Consider the following 17069-nt stretch of genomic DNA (forward strand, 5'->3'; position numbering starts at 1 on the left):
CTCACTTTCTTCAGGGCGTTCTCAGAACGCCTTTTTTCTTGCTGGCCTTAATCTCGGCCGCTTTCTTCATCATCGCCGCGAATTCTTCTTCCGATACGGTTCCGGCACTGCCGTCATCAAGCACAATCGGAATCTCCTGCTTGCCGGAACGGCCACCGCTCTTCGTATACGAACGCTGGCGGGTTCCCGGGGTGCCTGTACCGGAGGAGGCGGAAGCCGCCCCCTTGCCCTTCACCTTCGACTGGTCGCGGATATAGCGCACGGCCTTCTCGTAAGTATTCACCTGCTTGACCAGCATATTGGAGGCAATCGCCTCCACGAAGTTGCGGTTCATCCGCTGATCGCCGCCGGAAGCCACCATCGTCATCAGATAATGGATCAGTACATTGATCACTTCGCCGTTCAGCTTATAGTTCAAATCAATCTTCTCAAAGATATCCATGAGCTGTCCCGGAACTGCCCCGGGGAAAAATGTCTGCAGCAGCCGTGTATAAGGCTCGTTGCGCAGCATCATATTATATTGGTGAATGTCGCATTTGGACAGAAATTGCGGAGGCACTTCTACATAAAATTCCATTTCGACCGATTGTTCCACCGGCGCGCCGGAAGGATCACTCTCGTCAGCGGCAGAACGCAGCGATACCACCTTGGCCGCGGCGATCTCTCTTTTCTCCTGGCGCTTCAGATCCTGGCGGAAATGCTGGCTCGCCTTGTATTGCAGCGTATCCAGAATCACCTCTCCGTCCGGCGTGAAGACATCGTCCTCATCCAGCAGACGGCACACATCCTGCGGGCCAAGCTCGTATTTGCGGGCCACATAATTAATGACGCCCATCTGATTATGGTCAAAACGCAGCTTCTCCACATGCGCACGGTTCACCGATTCACGCGGGAAGCGCAGGATAATATCGCTGTAGGCTATATTCGAATCCGCCTCTTGATTGGTGCCGGGCTGACGCACAGAAGCTACCTCGGCCAGAGCCTGCTCCAGCTCATAGTCGATCACATGGGTGTTCAGCTCAAAAATATCATAAAAGGGCAGTGAAATATTCTCTTTTCCCATCGACCGCCCGCTCCATTCCTCCGGTTCCCGGTGCCAGAACTGCTCGCGCAGCGACAACACGGCGAACTTGCCGATCTTATCCCGGAGCAGCAGCGTCAAATGCTGGGTTGCAAAAAAATCAGCCGGCGACAGCGGCGGCATTAGTTCGTACTCGTACATATAATCATCGTTCTCCGCGGCATACAGCCGGCAGGTCTGCAGCAGTCCCACCGCTTCCAGCCGGGAAGCCTGGTCTACCATATATTTACGGCCCTTCTCGTTGGGTTCAACGCCCAGCGTCATAAAGAGCCTGCGCTGCTGCTCCACCCCGGAATAACCGATAGATTCAGCCGGAATATGCTCGAACAGCAATCTGTACAGGCTGATGGCGAATGCGCCTACCATCGGCTGATAGACAGAGCCCAGCATCCGTCCGTCCAGATGGCTTAGACCGAATTCGCGGGAAACGCAGTACCGATGATGTTCAGTGAAATGATGCAGGTTGCTCATACGCATCTGCGGATACCTCCCCCTCTTCTATACGATATACGAAATCATATAGATTTCTATTCTATCACAAAACACCCGGCCGGAAATGTAAAATAAAGAGGAATCCTTGGCTCTTCTGGCGGAAAAAGCAAGAAAAAACGGCTTCTCCCCGGTAGGAGATTAGCCGTTTCTTGCTGTACTGCCCTTCAGGCGGCGCTTAGAACATTTTGTATCCGCCCAGCCGCAGCTTCTGAATGGTCCAGCCGCTCAGCACCGCTCCGGCAAGACCGGCTATGCCGGTAAGATAATCCACGATGTGGAAGGTAGAGAGGTGCTCCCATAAGGACATCGCGCTCCGGTCCCAGATGGAGTAGACCACCACCGGCAGAATGACAATAACGAAGAGATAGGCGGGAAACCAGGTGGTCTTCATTAGCATATTAAGAATGAAGCCAATGCCGAACATCATCACAAAGAATAAAACGGCCAGAACAAACACCGGAATAAATCCCATCGTACCGCCATCCCCTCTCTCTATAAAGAACCGCACACCCAAGCTTATATAATAGTAAGTTTACTAGAAAAAATGTAGCGAAGCAATGAACATTATCGCGCGGAATACCGGGATAAGCCTGAATGGGGGCCTCAGCGTTTGCTCTCTACCGCCCGCTGCGCTACAATGCAAATAGCACCCGACCTATGTTCATACATATTTAACGTATGCGAACAGAGAAGATTTTACGCGAAGGAAAATACACCCGATAACTTATAAGGAGTGAACAACTTGAACGAAGCCGCTTTGACACTGGAAGGCTGGTATGCGCTGCATGACTTCCGCTCGCTGAACTGGACAGCCTGGACGGCAGCCGATGACGAAGAACGGGCAGTTGCCCTGGAGGAGCTGCATGCCTTCATGCAGGAGTGGGGACCTGTCGAGGAAGCGAAGGAGGGCAGCTCTGCCGCCTATTCCATCGTTGGCCAGAAGGCTGATTTCGTGATGATGTTTCTGCGTGAGAGTCTGGAGGCGCTGAATGCGCTGGAGACCGCTTTTAACAAGATTGCCTTTGCCCAATATACGACCAAAGCCTATTCCTATGTCAGTATCGTTGAGCTCAGCAACTATGCCGCAGGAGGAAGCGCCGGAGACGGCAGCGATCCGATGCTGAATCCGCATGTGGCCGCCCGGCTGAAGCCTGTTCTGCCGCAAATGAAGCATATCTGCTTCTACCCGATGAACAAGAAGCGCGAGCTTGCCGACAACTGGTATATGCTCGATATGGACAAACGCCGTGAATTAATGCATTCGCATGGCCTGATCGGCCGCGGCTACGCCGGCAAGGTGAAGCAGATCATCACCGGCTCCGTGGGATTCGATGACTGGGAATGGGGAGTAACTCTGTTCGCCGAGGACGCGTTGCAGTTCAAGAAGCTCGTCTACGAGATGCGCTTCGATGAAGTCAGTGCCCGCTACGGCGAGTTCGGCCCCTTCTATGTCGGCAATCTGCTGACCGAGGAATCGTTTGAAGAGATGCTTAAGCTGTAACAGCATAAACGCAAATAGACCGCCCCCCTCTAGCAAAGGTATGCGGTCTATTTGTCGTATCCTGTTTGTCCGAGGCCTACCGCCCTTAAAAGCGGCTATTGCACCCGAGAGCCGCGCTTGCAACACGGCTCTCTTTGCATTGTACGTCTTTTCTACCTCCACTTATACCGAAGGTTCCTTATCGTCCTCGTCCGCTTCATCCTCATCCCGCAGGCTCTCCAGATATTCAGCCGTCGCCCGGTCACGTGCGCGGCCCTTATCCTTCAGGCGCTCAATGGCCGGGAGAATGAGAATGTCGATTTCTTTCTGGATATTGTAGGCCAGATCATACCGCGTCTGATCCTCCAGATAAGAGCCTACCTCAATCAGAGCGTTATAGCGGTCCAGCTCCTCACGCGTCAATAGTCCGCGAACTTGTACGCTGCAGTGACGCATCTTAGAGGAATCTTCCTTTTTTGAGCACGAGCGGAATACCGCCGATGATGAGCAGGTAGCGCATATCGACTACCTTCTTCAATTGCGCTGCGGTCCAGCCCTTATATGTCTTGTCGCCTACTACAGCAATTCCCTGGCCCTTGCCCAGCGAAGCTACGGTCCCCTTGTTGCTGAAGGCGAACTTCTTCGGCTGCTGGCTGCGGATGGCCGCTACGAGATTATGTGCACAGCACTCTCCCTGCTGCATAGCAATCTGTGCCGTCGGAGGGTACGGACGTCCTTCCGGATTAATCATAAGGGAGCCGTCACCAATGATGAAGATGTTCTCATGTCCCGGAGCCCGCAGATATTCGTCTACCTTCACCCGTCCGCGCATAGCTTCGAATCCGGCAGCTTCGATTAGACGGTTCCCGCGGATCCCGCCGGTCCATACGATTGTGGAGGCTTTGATCTCTTCACCTGTGGCCAGAATCACGCCGCCAGGCAGGCATTCCTTGATCGCTACGCCCATTTTGAAGGTTACACCCTTCTTGGTGAGTACGGTCATGGCATGCTCAACCAGCTCCGGCGCGAACCCCGGCAGCGCCGTAGGCGCAGCTTCTATATTATAGATGTTGACCATGCTTGGATCGACATCAAATTCTTTGCATAGTGCAGGAATCCGGTCAGCCAGCTCCGCTACAAATTCAATCCCGCTGAAGCCCGCACCGCCAATGACGAAGTTGATATGCTCCTGTGCATTATTCTCATTCTTGTATTTGGCGAACTGGTACTGGATATGCTCCCGGATCAGCCGCACAGAGTTGATGCTGCGGATGGTCAGCGCATATTTGTCGAGTCCCGGAATCCCGAACGTTTCAGGCTCACCGCCAAGGGCAATCACGAGGTAATCATACGAGAGCGTTCCATCCTCCAGAATAACCTTCTTCTGCTGAGTGCGAATCTCCTGCACCGAGGATTTGACAAGATCGATCTTGAACTCATCGATTAATTTGGAGATAGATACGCGTGTATGCTCGATGCTGTCCGTGCCCGCTGCAGGCATATGCAGATGGGTCGTGAAATAGTGATATTCATGGCGGTTAACCAGGGTTACATCGGCTTCATTATAATTCAAAGCTTTCTGTAGCCTCTGGGCGGTCAAAATTCCTCCATATCCCGCGCCTAAAATAACGATTTTGGGAATACTGCTCATGTTCCGGCTCCTTCCAACAGGTGAATCTGTCTATGTGTTATTTTTTGTTAAAAAATCAGGTTTCTTTTGTGAATTTATACACTTAAATTCAGAAGAATTTCCAATAAAACTTAAAGGATTTCTAAAATAACCATATCCATTGTAAACCTTAGTATCGTTTTAATCAAATATAATCATACAACAAAATGTCACACTTTTTCATTAAAATCAAGGCCTTTGCAGGCAGGTGTCACTATGTTTATAATGAGTAGGTACGCTTGTATGGCATTTTGAAACTATCAACTCGGAGGTGTAGTATTTCATGACAATAGAGCAAACCGTTCCTATGAGCGATATGCTAATTATAGGCGGGGGACCAGCCGGTATGTTTGCCGCATTTTACGGCGGTATGCGTCAAGCTTCAGTAACCCTTATTGAGAGTATGCCCCAACTTGGAGGGCAGCTTGCTGCTCTGTATCCTGAGAAATATATTTATGATGTCGCAGGCTTCCCTAAGGTCACCGCACAGGAACTGGTGGATAACCTTTCCCGGCAGATGGAGCTGTTCCAGTCCGATATCCGTCTGGAGGAGAAAGTCGTATCGGTTGTGAAACAGGAGGAGCGCCACTTCATCGTCACCACCGACAAAGCTGAATATCACACCAGAGCCATCATCATCACCGCAGGTGTAGGCGCATTTGAACCGCGTCGTCTGGAGGTCCCTGATGCACAGCGCTTCGAGAAAGCCAACCTGCATTATTTCGTCAGCGATCTGAATGCTTATAAGGATAAGAAGGTGCTGATCAGCGGCGGTGGCGATTCTGCCGTGGACTGGGCGCTTATGCTGGAGCCCATTGCCGAGCAGGTCACACTGATTCACAGACGGGATAAATTCCGTGCGCATGAGCATAGTGTAGAGAATCTGATGAATTCCAAGGTGAACGTTATTACGCCATCCGAGATTACCGGGCTGCACGGTGAAGAATTCATTACCAAGGTCACCTTGTCCCATATCAAGACCAAGGAAACTCAGGAAATCGAAGTAGACAGCGTTATTGTCAATTTCGGCTTTGTCTCCTCCCTGGGACCGATTGCCGAGTGGGGAATCGAGATCGAAGGCAACTCTATTGTGGTTGACTCCCGCATGGAGACCAGCATCCCGGGAATCTTCTCCGCTGGCGATATTACCACCTATCCGGGCAAGCTGAAGCTGATTGCTGTCGGATTCGGAGAAGCGCCTACTGCCATCAATAATGCCAAGGTGTATATTGATCCGGAAGCGAAGCTGTCTCCCGGACACAGCAGCAATCTTAAGCTCTAGAATTTATCGCTTATTGATAATAAAAGGGTATCCTTTCAGGTTGATTCCACCTCAACTTGAAAAGATACCCTATTTCTTGGTGCTTGCGGTTTAATTAATTCCAATGCTGCAGAAATGTGCTCTGATCTTTAATGAAGAACCGCATGGACTGGAGAGTGTAAGTTCCGTTTGCGAATTTCAGCGAGAAGCAGGGCGATGAAATCATGCTCTAAATGCAGCTCTATAGCTCTGTGATAGGAGTCCAGCAGCATCTCATCCGACAATTCAACCATAACGTTCACCTACCTTTCCTTTATTTGGATCTGAATCTATCATAGCAAACTATCATTTTTCGAACAAGCGTTCTCATTATCCACAAGCTGCTGTGGAGATCCTGTGTATAATATGTTAGTAAGGGTTATATTGTCAGGAATTCCGCAGTGGACTATGGGGATAACAGTTATACACAGGGCTGAAACCTGACATCTCCACAAAAAAACTTTTTTAGAATGTTCATAATTGGCTGGGATATTTCTTGTTGTATTACCTCGGATTTCAAACAACTAAACGCAATATTAGCCTATTACTATATTTATCGTCAAATATAAAAATTTTATTAATCATTTTGGTCTTGTATTTACTTCCAAAATCCAAATCTTCCCCCGATGATCCACGGCATAATCGAAGCCCAGTTCACCGATCCCAGGAAAATGACGCTCCAGCAGCTCGATACAGACTATAGTCAGCCTGCGCATCTCCGCCTTCTTGGAAGACGTCCCCACTCTCGGCAGTGATCTTCGCAGTCCCTGACGGCAGCTAAGCATTGTACCCCCTTTGCAGAGATTCGTAACGAACAATCCCGGCCGGGCTACTCTCCCTACCATAGAGCGGAACTCCCAGTGATCGCCGACCTTCACCACCTTGACCCGGTAATCAATCGGGCGCCCGGAGATCCGTGCAAGGGAGATCCCCTGCTGAATCAAATATTTCCGTTTCACCTTGAATCTGTCCAGTGCCTGGCGCATGGAAGTGAAGTCTCCATAGATACGTGTGTTCTGCATATACGTGAAGCCGTACCCCCTATGATCCCGGAACACCTTGATGACACCATATCCTCCTCCGCCTACAACCGGCTTGATGACAACATTACCGTAGCTTCCAAGCATCGCGGACAATCCGGCAGCACTATATTCCCGCGTTCTCGGAATGTAACCGGCAACCCGTGAATCGCTAAGCAGCGCCGCCGTCTTCAGCAGCTTGCTTGCCAGTTCTCTCCCCGCCATTATTTGCCCTCTCCTTTCGCATTCCCAGCCTACCCTATAGATTACTCACGAAAGGCCGTGCCCTCCTGTATGATTGTCCGTGGTATAGCAGTCCACAGCAAAAAAGGGCATATGGCTGCGGGGCCTTATGTCCCTGATTCATTTGACTGGAAAATCACTAAAATACGTTGTATTATTGCCTGAAAGGGAGGGTTTCCTAATGGCAGAGTTTTTTGAAATCCTGTATTGGTTTGCGATGATCGGCATGTCTGTTGTACTGGCAGGAACGACGATACTCGTCTGTGCGCTTGGCTTCAAATTCATCAAAGACCGGCGCAGACTGCTCGGTGCCGGCTGCATCGCCTTTTCCCTGGGGGCCTCCGCCCTGATCGTATTCATGATTAACCTGAAATTCATTCTCGCCGTCTGAAGCTTGTTCCCGAGCAGTGGCCCAGGAAGCGTATCGCCTAACTCCTGTCTCCACTGCTGCCTTCGGGCGGAACTCTTAAGCGTCCATTCAAATGATTCATAGATTCGCCCCGTTACATTATTCTATGAAAACTGCGGCAGGCTGGCCTGTGCAGACAGACTGCTTCATTCGCTGAGCAGGTTCCGGCCTATTCCCCACCTTTTTGCTCTCTCTCCCTCCTGCAAGACACTCCAATCTTTGAAATTTCCGTTCAGACAACAACTTTTTCACTTTATATCCGTAATATGTATGTGCAATAAATTGGAAGACCCAATATTTTGAAAAAGGAGATTCTATCGTGTCTAAACCTGTATACGGCAAGCAAGCTTCTTCATCCAAGGTTATCGAGAAAAGCCCGGGAGCAGCTTGGGCGCTCTGCATTGCATTCATCCTGTTCCTGGGCTGGGCACCCTTTCAGGTTGGACTATTCAACGGGATGAGATCAGAATTTGAGAAGCCCATTTATGTAGCTGCATTGCTGAGCGGCCTGCTCCTGCTGGCCTGTGCGATCCTGTATTTCAAAGCGTTCAGGCTGGAGGGACAGCGTGATCTGCTCACCGCAGCCGCCCTTCTGCTTCCCCTGACCTACGCTCTGTCACTGCTGGGTGCCGCTTCACATTATATGGCAATGAATATGCTGTTCACCCAATTTACCTATGCCGCAATTTTCATTACCAGTATGTATCTGCTCCGGCAGAAGCGGCTGAATTACACCATCCAGCTAGGTGTACTCACCATAGCATATCTGATCGTCGGCTTCGGTCTATTGAACTGGCTCGGGAGCTGGAAGCTTGCCGGCAGTCTTGTAGGCTGGTTCTCACCCACTGTGGTTGGGGGCAGGTACGGCGACGCAGTGATGACCGACTCGAACGGGCTTCGCCTGACTTCCATTTTTCAGTATGCCAATACATATGCAGCCTTCCTGATGGCGTTTCTGTTCGTGGCCGTATTCGCGCTGATCCGCTCCCGCAAATGGACTGGGCAGCTGATGCACGGCTTCATGCTGGTTCCAATAATAGTCTCCCTGCTTCTCACCTTATCCCGCGGCGGACTGGTCCTACTGCCGGTGGTATTCATTCTCCTGCTGCTCTTCCTGAAGCCGGTGCAGCAGATTCTCTGGACCCTGCATCTTGCTATTGCCGGCGTGTTATCCCTGCTGATTACGAATCCCGTCACCAGCCTGGGTCTGGAGCTGAACTCGGCATTCACCTCTTCGGCAGCCCTGAAGGGCTGGGGCTACCTGCTGGGAGCATCGGCCTGTACAGGCGCTCTCTCCCTCGTTGTCCAGCGTTACTTGGCCCCTTGGCTAAGCCGTAAGCTGGGCAGCACGGAATCACGCCGCTGGAGCGGAGTGTGGCTTCCCCTGGTGTCTGTGGCTGGCGTCGCGGCGATCGCCTTCTTATTCATCGGCACCAGTGCTCGCAATGTGCTGCCGGCGAATATCGGGACACGGCTGGAGAATATCAACTTCAGGCAGCACAGTGTCCTTGAACGTTTTACCTTTTACAAAGATGCAATGAAAGTAGTCAAGGATTATCCGGTATTAGGAACGGGAGGCGGGGGCTGGGCATCGCTCTATGAGCATTATCAGAACAACCCTTACCTGAGCCGCCAGGTTCATAACTTTTTTCTGCAATATCTGATCGAAGTGGGAATCGTCGGTTTCCTTGTGTTCATGGGCTTTATTCTGTTTATTTTCAGCAAATACATCCGAGGGTACGTGAAACGGGAGAACGACGACTACAATAACGGTTTCTTCTACCTCATTATTGCCTTGTCTATTCTGGTCCACAGCCTGCTGGATTTCAACTTAAGTTATGCGTTTATGGGTATCCTGGTGTTCCTGTCTCTGGGGGGCATGGCTGTTGCCATGGAGAGCAAGCCGCTCCGGCTTCAGTGGAACAAGCTCTGGGTTAGGGCAGGCTATTACGGACTGCTGGGGATCGGCACCGGATATCTGCTGTTCCTGTCTCTCGGGTACATCAGTTCAAGCTCTGAAGCTTATGCAGCCAAGAAGCTGATCCAAGTGAGCCAGTCCTATGAGGAGATCAAAGCTCCTTTGGTAAAAGCACTCAAAACCCGTCCGAATCACCCGGAATCCGCCACTTATCTGTCTCTGCTGGATCAGAAGGTGTATGAGCAGACCAAGAATGAGCAGTTCCTGGACGAGGCCTATGCGGTTTTGACCCTCGCGCTGAAGGATGAGCCGTATAACAAAGAGCTGCTGACCCAGCTCGCAGGCTATTATGACCTGAAGGGCCAGAGTGATGAGGCCTATCATGTCTATCTGGACAATGCGGACAAGTTCATGTGGGACATTAACTGGTACGACCAATTAATCAGCCGTGCTTCCCTCCTTGGATTGCAGGCCTACGCCAAGCAGGATGAATCAGGGCAACAGAAGTATTTCGATTCGGCATTAGCTGTGTATAAGCATATAACCGATGGTATAGAGCACCTGAAGAGCCTCCCTCCCGAGCAGCTTCAGGGCCGGGAATTCTTCGTTATCTCCACTACTGCCCTGAATGCAGGCCGAATCCAGCATATGACAGGTGATGAGGAAGCTGCACTGACAACGATCAAGCAGGGCTTCATCAATGGATATGAGGACCTGACGGACGCTGGACGCCTGTGGACTACAGAATGGTACAGCGCAGTCATAGGCCGGTCCCAGGAGCTGGGAGCCGCAGCATTGAAGCGGGCACAGGAGGCCTATTCCCTGGGGAATAATGATCTGGGGGATCAAGAGACACTGGGTAAGAACCGGTATTTCAAAACCGGGCTGGACGCTTATGCCCACGCGGCTGCAGACCGGGATGCGCAGCAGCAGGGCGTCACCATCACACCGGATATGCTCCTGAACACCGGAAAGATCCAGTATATGTCCCAAGACATGCAGGCCGCAGAAGCCACACTGAAGCAAGGCCTAAGTGAGGACTACAGCAATCCTGTTAACCGCGAGCTTGCCCGGTGGTTGCTGGCAGTTCAGCAGCGGATGCAGAGCGCCCAGGATCAGGCGGTCTATCAGAAGCTGATTGCCGCCGATCCTGAAGAAGCGGCGAAGATTAATGAAGTGGCGGGGATGCCGCTGTAACCGCACCATAGCAGTTATCCCTTAAATAACAGCAAAGAGAGCGCCTGCCTGCGGCAGTGCGCTCTTTGCTGTGTGCGGGGGCCGAGCCGCTATTTTATAGCCATTGGCTTGGCGGCTGATCATCTCTTCTTTTTGCTAGATTTACTCTGTATTTCTTGTTCTAATTGTATTTCCTACAATAGATACCGCTAAAATTCATCCAAAAAGACAAACTATTGCACTTCGTACAGCAGAATCTCAGCAAATAGGCATTATCAAACCATAATCCAAAAATCAAATGTATGAAATACAGCAGCATGCATTTTAAGGTGAAATAAAGTGAAATCTAGTGTAGAAAATGCAATCAGAGCGAGTGGGCAACCTAACTGGCGGGCTACAGTCCAACCCTTGAACCCTACAACCCGGCACGCGGATGCAGCGCCTTATACTCATCCTCCAGAATCGAATATTGATAGGAGTCCATCCACTTCTCTTTATGATACATATGTCCCCGCAGATGCCCTTCGTATGTCATACCAAGCTTCTGCATCACCCGGGCTGAACCGATATTCTCCGGGCGGCAAGTCGCATAGATCCGGTGAAGCTCCAGCTTATGAAAGCCCAAGTCCAGCAGTGCGGCAGCAGCCTCAGTAGCATAACCCTGTCCCCAGTACAGCCTGTTGTAGCAATAGCCGATTTCTCCCTGCCCTGTTCCGGTAATATGCAGGCCGCAGCCGCCGATCAGCAGCCCGTTCTCCTTCAGGATAACCGCATATTCGAATCCCTGGCGCGGCTCCTCCTGCTGCAATTCCAGCGTATGGCGGATATAGTCGCGGGTATCCTCCAATGAATTCGGCCCCCAGATCGAATGCGTTACCACTGCCGGGTCAGAAGCATACTCATGCACCTGCACCATGTCTTCCTCGATGAATTCCCTGATGATCAGACGTCTGGTCTCAAATTCCATATTTCTGCGGCCTCCTTCAGATTTCCCCATATTAGTGTAAAACTTTACCACAAAAAGGACAGGCCTGCCACCGCAAACTGCGGTAACGAGCCTGTCCCTTACGCGCTCACGCGTCTATTCAAATACATATTCTCCTTCACCCACAGTCAGCGTCTGTCCCTTAAGCTGAGGGGAATCGGTCCGGAGAATGACCCGGCTGAACTGGTTCTCCGTGCCCTGCACGAAATTGAAGGTCTGCTGATCTCCTGCCTTAAGACTGTAGCTGCCGTCCAAACCGTCCGCAGGCCCGCTCACTGGAAGACCGAACAGCTCACTCCAGTGGTTAGCGGCAGCGGCAGGCTCGGAGACACGGAAGACTGCACCCGCCATGTCTACCTTCCCGGCAGGATGGGGCTGATTGATTCCGGCAGCGTTCAGGCTGTCCAGCCGCTCCTCATCCGCCTGACTCCACTGGATAATGAACGGATAGACCAGTCCCTGAAAGTCGCCGTCAATGGTCATCATCCGCCACTCGATGATCCGGCCTTGGTTGTCCAGACGCCGGCCGTCAATAATGGGTGACAGTGCCAATCCCGCAGCCTTCAGTTTACCCTCTACTGCCACAATATCATCTGTCCGCAGCACCACTCTACTCAAGACCTCGTGCTCCGGCAGAACGGTAACGGCATCCCGCACAACTACGTTATGCTTAGTCCTACGCGCCAGCTCCAGGTTCTCGATCCCGAGGAACTCCAGGTAGGTGAGCCCGAAATAGCTCAAGGCGTTATACGTTCCCCAATCCTTATGCGATCCGCCCCGGAAGGCTGTCAGGCCATGCTCCGCGAAGAGCTTCACCGGCTGGTCCAGATCATTCACATAGTGTACCAGGTGATCCCATTTCAGCACGGCCATTACTTCTTCACTCCCAGTTCCGTGGTCCGCTTCACTGCGGCCAGTACACTCCGCTGCAATCCGGCAGCAAAATCACTGTTGTTCAGCTCATACAAGCCGTGCATCCCGACGCCGCCAGGCGAGTTATTGATATCCAGCAGTTGTCTTGGATGCAGTCCAGTCTGCTGTAGCATCGCTACCGCTCCCAGCATATTCTCCAGCGCCACCTTCCAGGCTTGCTCCCGTGGCAATCCGGCAAGAACTCCGGCATCCGTGAACGACTCAATGAAATAATAGATGTAGTTCGGTCCGGCTACCCCGAAGCCGGTGAAGATATCAATGTAGGACTCGTCCAGAACCTGCACCTTGCCGAAGCCAAGCAGGAATGCTTCCACCTGCTCCAGTGAAGCGGCTGCATTCAGGGCTACACCGCTGTAGCCGTAACCGGTATCGGTCAGGGTGTTCGGGATAACGCGGACAATCGGGCGTTCGGCTCCGAAATAATCTCCGAGCTGGGCAATCGTTACCCCCGCCACAATCGATACAATGACCGCAGACGGTGCGGCGGATTGCCGGATCAGGGCTCCAAGTGCAGTCAGATCATCCTGTGGACGAACAGCAATAACGATTAGCTCTGCGCCGGAGAGGGCCTCTTCCTGTGCGCTCTCCGTGTCTACGTTATATTTGGTTTTTAGAAGCCCAAGCCGGCCCTCATTAATATCTGACACACTGATCTGTCCGGCAGCCAGCGTACCGCCTGCCAGGCAGGCCCGGATGATCGCTTCCGCCATCTGCCCGCCGCCAATGAAATGAATCTTGCCTTTTGACACTTCCATTCACTCCCTGATTAGATTAGTTGTTAGCCCAAGCCTCCGGCAGAATGAACCCGGCATATTTCTCCTGTCCCTGGATGTAAGCCTCGAACTCCTTGGATTCATACGCAGCCTTCAGATCCTTGGCCCACTGGGCATCCTGATCCTTCTTGTTCACCGATACGATGATTCTATGCTGCATAGGCGTATTCTCAATCTTCAGCGCATCTGTAATCTTGCGGTCGGGAGCGTTAGCGATATAATTCCCGTTCACTACACCATAATCAACATCCTGCAGCGAGACCAGAATCTGCGCAGGGTCCAGCACCTTAAGATCAATCTTGAACTTGTCCGGCTCCACGCTATTCACATTGAAATCCACTACCCCGGCGCCCTCTTTGATCTTGACCCAACCCAGCTCCTCCAGAATTCGCAGCGCGCGCTCCTGATTAACCGGGTCGTTCGGAATCGCGACGGTAGTGCCGTCTTTCACATCGTCAAGCGAAGTGTGATTAACGGAATACAGCCCCTGCGGAGCGCCTGGAACATAAGCAACCCCCACCATATCGGCGCCAATTTCCTTATTGATGGCATCCATATAGGCCGTGCTCTGGAAGATACTCGCATCAATCGAGCCTTCCTTCATCGCCGGGTTGACCTGCATATTCTGCGAGAAGGTTTTGATATCTACAGTATACCCTTTTCCTTCCAGGATCGGGAGAATGGATTGCCGGAACTGCTCCTCATACGTACCTACGCCGAATCCGACTGTGATTTCCTTCTTGTCCCCGGAGCTTGCCGCTTCCTTATTGTTGCCGCAAGCCGCCAGCACCGCCATCGAACTAATCAGTAGAACCGCCAGTAATTTTTTCATCACTCTCATCCCCTATCCTAATACTGTGTTTTTAAAATGCACTAATGCCTCGTCAGTAACCGTCAGCGGAATGGCGCAGTTGGGCGACAGAATAAACGGCTGCCCCTTCATCTTGGCCAAGGCTTCCTTAGCCTGCTGTTCAATCAGCTCCAGATGATTTCCGGCAAACAGCCCGTGATCCACTCCGCCCACCTTCGTAGCCTTGAGATCAGCGTCCAGCTCGGGATTGCCTTCGGCTACCGTATCCCAGCTGATCCCGTCAATCCGGTAATCATTGAATTTCGCAGGCTGGGCATGAGCACCGCAGGTATGTAAAATATTCTTGCCATAGCTCGCCGCCTCCAGCACGATGGAATCATAGGGTCTGGACAGCTCATCAAACATCGCTTCATCGAATAAACCGGGGTGGGCTGTGCCTGTCACCGCATAGAACAGTCCATCTGATCCCGCCTGACGCAGCTCCTGCACATAATCGGCCAAGGTCAAGGCAATCGCATGCAGGGCATGATGCGCAGCGGCACGGTGTTCCTTGAAGAGCGATTCCAGCGTCACCGGCTGCTCAATCCCGAATACGGTCTCCGTAACATAAGCAGAACGTCCTACAATGAACAGCAATACCGTGAGCGGGGAGAACACCGTCTGAATCAGCGGCGTATCCGGCAAGCCCTGGCGGATCTTCCTTACGGCCTCCAGATGCTCCAGCAGCGAAGGGGTTTGCACGGCTTTTTTCACCTCAAGATCCCAGAGATTCGCGGCAGCCGGAACCGCCGTAGTCAGTTGTCTCGGGAATACCGTCCGGTAATCTGCGAAGTTATACTCATTTCCCCAGGCTTCCGCCAGATAGGTTGCTCTCGGGTTGATTTTGACCCAGTCCCAATCATATTTGTCCGTAAAAGAAATCGTAGATGACGCCAAGTCCTCAGCGTTCTGCTCCTTGTCAATAAAGTGACGCCATCCGCTAACCATCGGACGGTCCGCAAGTTCCCCGGATAAGATCGCCTGAAAACGCTCCTGCTTGCTCCATATAGTCATTTGCCGGTCTCCTTTATATGTAATAGTCTAGTAACGCCGGATCTTGCGCGCCAATGTGTTGCCCAGGGACTGAATACCCTGCACCAGAATGATCAGAATAATGACCGTCGCAAACATGACCACCTCGTCAAAACGCTGATAACCGTACACGATTGCCAAGTCGCCGACCCCTCCGCCGCCTACTGCCCCGGCCATTGCCGTAGCACCGATCAGCCCGATCGTCGCTGTGGTCAGGGAGAGAATTAACGAGCCCACCGCTTCCGGCAGCATAAAATACCATATTACCTGCAGTGGTGTTGCACCCATCGCTTCTGCAGCTTCGAGAATGCCCGGATTCACTTCCAGCAGTGAATTCTCCACCAGCCGTGCGATATAGGGTGCGATATAGATAATCAGCGGAACAATTGCGGCACTGGTCCCAATCGAGGTATGAACAATTGCTCTTGTTAACGGAATAATTGCGAACAGCAGAATAATAAACGGAACCGAACGTATAACGTTAATTAAGGGATTCAGTAATGTATACAGCCACTTGCTATCCAGCACGCCGCCCGGACGGGTAATAACTAGCAGGATGCCCAGCGGAATACCCAGCAGCGAGCCGATGAATAGCGATACGCCCACCATCTGAATCGTTTCAATAATTGCCTTCAGGAATTGCTCACTTGTGATCGATGTCGAGAACATAGGACTTCACCTCCTCTACCCGGACCTCATGCTGCTTCATGTAATTCAAGGCTGCTTCCATCTGGGCCGCTTCACCCTGCAGCTGTACGATAATCGTGCCGAGCGTCGTCTCTTGAATCTCTGTCGTATTCGCAAACAGAATGTTAACCTTAACGCCATAAGAGCGGATGATCTCATACAGCACAGGCTCAGAAGCGCTCTCCCCGGCAAAATTCAGCTTATACACCCGGCTCCCCTGCTCTGCCTTCAGTGTTCTGCGGACGCTTGTGGTCATGCTGTTCTGAATGACAGTCTTGACGAAATTCTGCGTCGTCAGATGCTTCGGTTCTCCGAACACATCCAGCACGCTGCCCTGCTCGATAATCCGTCCCTCTTCCATCACGGCTACCTTGTTGCAGATCTCCTGAATCACCGACATCTCATGCGTGATGATCATCACTGTGATGTTGTATTCCGCATTGATCCGTTTGAGCAGCTGCAGTATGGACTGTGTCGTCTGCGGGTCCAGAGCGGAAGTAGCTTCGTCACACAATAGTATTGAAGGGTTCGAGGCAAGCGCCCGGGCAATCCCAACCCGCTGCTTCTGTCCGCCTGACAACTCGCTCGGATAGCTTCCGGCCTTGTCGCTTAGCCCGACGAATTCGAGCAACTCCTCCACCCGCTTGCGGATTTCCGCCTTGCCCTTTTTCAGCAGGACCAGTGGAACGGCCACATTGTCGAACACCTTTTTGGACTCCAGCAGGTTAAAATGCTGAAAAATCATGCCGATGTTTTTCTTGGCTGCCCGCAGCTCTTTGTCGCTGTACGCGCCCAGATCATGTCCGTCTACCAGCACCTGGCCCTCAGACGGCCTTTCCAGGTAATTGACCAGGCGGATTAACGTGCTTTTTCCGGCTCCACTGTAGCCGATGACGCCGAAGATATCGCCCTTCTCCACCTTCAGGCTGATCCCCTTCAGCGCTTCAATCTTCACCTCTTTGCGGGTGAACGTCTTGTACACATTCCGTAGTTCAATCATAGTTGTTCCCCTCAATCATCTG

General features: G+C 51.9%; 17 protein-coding genes. 4 read left to right on the top strand and 13 right to left on the bottom strand.

Annotation, left to right across the window (positions count from 1 at the left end; all coding sequences use genetic code 11):
• Nucleotides 1-10: 10 nt before the first annotated feature.
• Together NST43_RS25300 and NST43_RS25305 are read right to left on the bottom strand one after the other, a co-directional pair.
• Nucleotides 11-1558 carry a helicase DnaB gene (locus tag NST43_RS25300; RefSeq protein WP_339220068.1) on the bottom strand — a complete coding sequence of 516 codons (1548 nt, stop codon included), beginning with the start codon at nucleotides 1556-1558 and terminating at the stop codon, nucleotides 11-13.
• Between the two features lie 190 nt (nucleotides 1559-1748).
• Nucleotides 1749-2045, bottom strand: a complete 297-nt coding sequence (locus NST43_RS25305; protein WP_025707684.1) for a YuiB family protein — start codon at nucleotides 2043-2045, stop codon at nucleotides 1749-1751.
• 270 nt (nucleotides 2046-2315) lie between these two features.
• Here NST43_RS25305 and hemQ point away from each other — a divergent pair, with 270 nt between their 5' ends.
• Nucleotides 2316-3074 carry a hydrogen peroxide-dependent heme synthase gene (gene hemQ, locus NST43_RS25310; RefSeq protein WP_339220070.1) on the top strand — a complete coding sequence of 253 codons (759 nt, stop codon included), beginning with the start codon at nucleotides 2316-2318 and terminating at the stop codon, nucleotides 3072-3074.
• Between the two features lie 162 nt (nucleotides 3075-3236).
• Here the strand turns inward: hemQ and NST43_RS25315 are convergent, their stop codons facing one another.
• The gene (locus NST43_RS25315) at nucleotides 3237-3509 is read right to left on the bottom strand and encodes a hypothetical protein (RefSeq protein WP_339220071.1); all 273 of its coding nucleotides are present in this window, start codon (nucleotides 3507-3509) and stop codon (nucleotides 3237-3239) included.
• Nucleotide 3510: 1 nt separating this feature from the next.
• Nucleotides 3511-4704 (bottom strand): NAD(P)/FAD-dependent oxidoreductase, encoded by a 1194-nt coding sequence (locus tag NST43_RS25320; RefSeq protein ID WP_173131751.1) that lies wholly within the window; start codon nucleotides 4702-4704, stop codon nucleotides 3511-3513.
• Between the two features lie 301 nt (nucleotides 4705-5005).
• Here NST43_RS25320 and NST43_RS25325 point away from each other — a divergent pair, with 301 nt between their 5' ends.
• Complete coding sequence (locus tag NST43_RS25325) at nucleotides 5006-6004, top strand: NAD(P)/FAD-dependent oxidoreductase (RefSeq protein ID WP_209994512.1); 999 nt, start codon at nucleotides 5006-5008, stop codon at nucleotides 6002-6004.
• A gap of 128 nt (nucleotides 6005-6132) precedes the next feature.
• Here NST43_RS25325 and sda read toward each other — a convergent pair whose 3' ends face one another.
• Both sda and NST43_RS25335 read right to left on the bottom strand, forming a co-directional pair.
• On the bottom strand, nucleotides 6133-6276 hold the full coding sequence (gene sda, locus NST43_RS25330; protein WP_173131749.1) for a sporulation histidine kinase inhibitor Sda: 144 nt from the start codon (nucleotides 6274-6276) through the stop codon (nucleotides 6133-6135).
• 327 nt (nucleotides 6277-6603) lie between these two features.
• Nucleotides 6604-7266: a YheC/YheD family protein gene (locus NST43_RS25335; protein ID WP_209994511.1), complete on the bottom strand. Its 663-nt coding sequence runs from the start codon at nucleotides 7264-7266 to the stop codon at nucleotides 6604-6606.
• A gap of 199 nt (nucleotides 7267-7465) precedes the next feature.
• Between NST43_RS25335 and NST43_RS25340 the strand changes: the two genes are divergently transcribed.
• Both NST43_RS25340 and NST43_RS25345 read left to right on the top strand, forming a co-directional pair.
• On the top strand, nucleotides 7466-7675 hold the full coding sequence (locus tag NST43_RS25340; protein WP_339220075.1) for a hypothetical protein: 210 nt from the start codon (nucleotides 7466-7468) through the stop codon (nucleotides 7673-7675).
• 337 nt (nucleotides 7676-8012) lie between these two features.
• Nucleotides 8013-10808, top strand: coding sequence for an O-antigen ligase family protein (locus NST43_RS25345; protein WP_339220077.1), 2796 nt, complete (start codon nucleotides 8013-8015; stop codon nucleotides 10806-10808).
• A gap of 394 nt (nucleotides 10809-11202) precedes the next feature.
• Here NST43_RS25345 and NST43_RS25350 read toward each other — a convergent pair whose 3' ends face one another.
• From NST43_RS25350 to NST43_RS25380, 7 genes are all read right to left on the bottom strand, one after another.
• Entirely contained in the window at nucleotides 11203-11754 is a 552-nt protein-coding gene (locus NST43_RS25350) for a GNAT family N-acetyltransferase (protein WP_339220079.1), read from the bottom strand.
• A gap of 114 nt (nucleotides 11755-11868) precedes the next feature.
• The gene (locus NST43_RS25355) at nucleotides 11869-12645 is read right to left on the bottom strand and encodes a VOC family protein (protein ID WP_339220081.1); all 777 of its coding nucleotides are present in this window, start codon (nucleotides 12643-12645) and stop codon (nucleotides 11869-11871) included.
• Nucleotides 12645-13460, bottom strand: coding sequence for a pyrroline-5-carboxylate reductase (proC, locus tag NST43_RS25360; protein ID WP_339220083.1), 816 nt, complete (start codon nucleotides 13458-13460; stop codon nucleotides 12645-12647). Before proC ends, NST43_RS25355 begins: the two co-directional genes overlap by 1 nt.
• Nucleotides 13461-13476: 16 nt before the next feature.
• Nucleotides 13477-14310, bottom strand: coding sequence for a MetQ/NlpA family ABC transporter substrate-binding protein (locus NST43_RS25365; protein WP_339220084.1), 834 nt, complete (start codon nucleotides 14308-14310; stop codon nucleotides 13477-13479).
• A gap of 12 nt (nucleotides 14311-14322) precedes the next feature.
• Entirely contained in the window at nucleotides 14323-15342 is a 1020-nt protein-coding gene (locus tag NST43_RS25370) for a uroporphyrinogen decarboxylase family protein (protein ID WP_339220085.1), read from the bottom strand.
• Between the two features lie 27 nt (nucleotides 15343-15369).
• A complete protein-coding gene (locus NST43_RS25375) occupies nucleotides 15370-16029 on the bottom strand; it encodes a methionine ABC transporter permease (protein ID WP_209993154.1) in 660 nt (219 codons plus the stop codon).
• Nucleotides 16004-17047, bottom strand: coding sequence for a methionine ABC transporter ATP-binding protein (locus tag NST43_RS25380; RefSeq protein WP_209993155.1), 1044 nt, complete (start codon nucleotides 17045-17047; stop codon nucleotides 16004-16006). Before NST43_RS25380 ends, NST43_RS25375 begins: the two co-directional genes overlap by 26 nt.
• Nucleotides 17048-17069: the final 22 nt, after the last annotated feature.

It is taken from the genome of Paenibacillus sp. FSL H8-0332, from assembly GCF_037963835.1.
Taxonomy (GTDB): domain Bacteria; phylum Bacillota; class Bacilli; order Paenibacillales; family Paenibacillaceae; genus Paenibacillus_AQ; species Paenibacillus_AQ rhizoplanae.